Source organism: Ciceribacter sp. T2.26MG-112.2 (assembly GCF_900492205.1).
Lineage (GTDB): Bacteria > Pseudomonadota > Alphaproteobacteria > Rhizobiales > Rhizobiaceae > Allorhizobium > Allorhizobium naphthalenivorans_A.
Genome location: NZ_UEYQ01000059.1, coordinates 1 through 2349 on the forward strand (window position 1 = coordinate 1; position 2349 = coordinate 2349).

General features: G+C 69.6%; 3 protein-coding genes. All 3 read left to right on the forward strand.

The genetic code is table 11. The annotated features are described in order from the left end of the window. The coding region (locus DYZ14_RS23950; protein ID WP_154722931.1) for an HvfC/BufC N-terminal domain-containing protein at nucleotides 1-702 on the forward strand (702 nt) is incomplete at its 5' end. Between the two features lie 13 nt (nucleotides 703-715). Beyond that, on the forward strand, nucleotides 716-1378 hold the full coding sequence (locus DYZ14_RS23955) for a DoxX family membrane protein (RefSeq protein WP_445292619.1): 663 nt from the start codon (nucleotides 716-718) through the stop codon (nucleotides 1376-1378). A gap of 289 nt (nucleotides 1379-1667) precedes the next feature. Further along, a complete protein-coding gene (locus DYZ14_RS23960) occupies nucleotides 1668-2168 on the forward strand; it encodes a chemotaxis protein CheW (protein ID WP_154722932.1) in 501 nt (166 codons plus the stop codon). The last annotated feature ends 181 nt before the right edge of the window (nucleotides 2169-2349 follow it).

Sequence of the window (2349 nt, forward strand, 5' to 3'; positions counted from 1 at the left end):
GTGCCCGAGGGACTGACGGCCTGGACCGGGAACCGCCCGACGCGCCGCTTCGGCGTCTACCGCAACAATGTCCGCGTCGGCCTGACCGGCGCGCTCGCCGCGCGCTTCCCGGCAACCGAGGCGATCGTCGGGCCGGACTTCTTCGCCGCCATGGCGAGCGCCTTCGTCGCCGCCCATCCGCCGCGCTCGCCGCTGCTTCTCGCCTATGGCGACGATTTCGCCGAATTCGTCGAAGGCTTCGCGCCGGCGGCCGGGCTTGCCTACCTGCCCGACGTGATCCGGCTGGAGGCGGCCCGCTCCTTTGCCTATCACGCCGCCGATGCCGCACCGCTCACCGCCGCCGATCTCGCCGCCGTGCCGCCGGAACGGCTGGCCGATCTCGTGCTCGAACCCCATCCGTCCCTCTCCATCCTCCGCTCGCCCCATCCGGTCGTCACCCTATGGGCGATGAATGCCGGCGCGCTGCCGCTTGCGCCGATCAGGGACTGGGTGGGCGAGGATGCGCTGATCGTCCGGCCGCACATGACGGTGGATGTCCACCCCCTGCCGCCCGGCGGCGGCGCCTTCTTCTGCGCCCTTTCCACCGGGCTGACGCTTGGCGCGGCGGCGGAAAGCGCCTTCGCCCAAGCGCCGGCCTTCGACCTTGCCGCCAGCCTCGCCGCGCTGATTACCACCGGCGCCTTTGTTCAGCTCGCCTTTTAGGGAGGAAAGCATCATGCCCCAGGATCTCGCCCCAAAATTCACGCCAGGACCGGCTTTCAGCCCGGCTCCGTCACCCGCGATGACGCCTGCCGACACGACGGCTTCGGCATCGGGCCGCCCGGCGGCCGCAGGCGTGGCGATGGCGCCGCCCCCGACGACGGCCCGCACGAGGCCGGCGCCGGCGACCGGGGCCACGCCAATGACGCCGTCCTCCGCGCGGCATCCGGCCCTCAGGGCAATCGACGGCGCCATCGGCCTTGCCGAGCGCATCCCGCACGACCTGATCGCGCTCGTCGCGCGCCTCTCGATTGCCGGGGTGTTCTTTCAGTCCGGCCAGACCAAGCTCGACGGTTTCAAGGTCTCCGACAGCGCGCTCTATCTGTTCGAAAACGAGTTCCGCCTGCCGCTCATCTCCCCCTTTATCGCCGCGCATCTGGCGACGATCGCCGAGCATGTCTTTCCCGCGCTGCTGGTGGTCGGCTTTGCCAGCCGGTTTTCGGCGGCGGCACTGCTGGTGATGACGCTGGTCATCCAGGTCTTCGTCTATCCCGGCGCCTGGCCGACCCACGGCACCTGGGCCGTCTGCCTCCTCCTCATCCTCGCCCGCGGCCCCGGCCACGCCTCGCTCGATCATTGGCTGGCCGGCGTTTTCGGGAGAGGCTTAAGGGGGCGGTAGAGGGAAAGCGCGGCGTCCGAGGCAAGGCACCTCTTCTCCCCAGCGGGGAGAAGGTGGCCCGCAGGGCCGGATGAGGGGGGCGCGAAGCGCAAAAGCTGTCCCGGGCAGCCCCCTCATCGCCTCGTCCTGAGCCTGTCGAAGGGCGCTCGGCACGTCTCCCCGCTGGCGAGAAGAGGGAAGGCCGGAGCCGCCGCCGGCACCGCGGTGCCCCGTCCCCCCGCCAGCCCTGCGAAAGCTTTGCCCGCTAAACAAGGAGAGCCTGATTTATCCCCGTCGCGAGGACGCCTGCGTGAACATCAATGCCCACATCGACGGTTCGCTGGAAATCATCGCCTTTCGGCTGAACGACCAGTCCTTCTGCGTCAAGACACGCTCGATCCGCGAGATCCGCGGCTGGGTGCCGGTCACGCCGATGCCGCATGCGCCCTATGAGGTGCTCGGCGTCATCAACCTGCGCGGCATGGTCATCCCGGTCATCGATCTCGCCGCCAAGCTCGGCATGGCCGGCACCGAAGCCTCCGAGCGCAGCGCCATCATCGTCACCGACGTCAACGGCATGACCATGGGCCTGCTGGTCGAAGGTGTGTCCGACATCCTCACCGTGCCCGCGACCAGCCTGCAGCCGGTGCCCTCGAATGCCGGACAGGCGACGCAATTCGTCGAGGGCATCCTGACCCACCAGGACCAGATGATCTGCTTCCTCAACCTGGAAGAACTGTTCTCCGCCGGCGGCCTGAGTGTCGGCGGCGGTGGTGGTGGCGGCGCCGGTCCGGGCTGGGAGGAGTTCTGACGGGGCGAAGGCGCTCCGCTGGCCCCGAGCAAACCCGCCCCCTCTGCCCTGCCGGGCATCTCCCCCACAAGGGGGGAGACCAGCATGCCGCCGGCCGCCCGTCCGGCAAAAAACCGAGAGGGCGCGTCCGGGTTAAGCCCTCCCCCTTGTGGGGAGGGTTTGGGAGGGGAGTGGGCAGGGT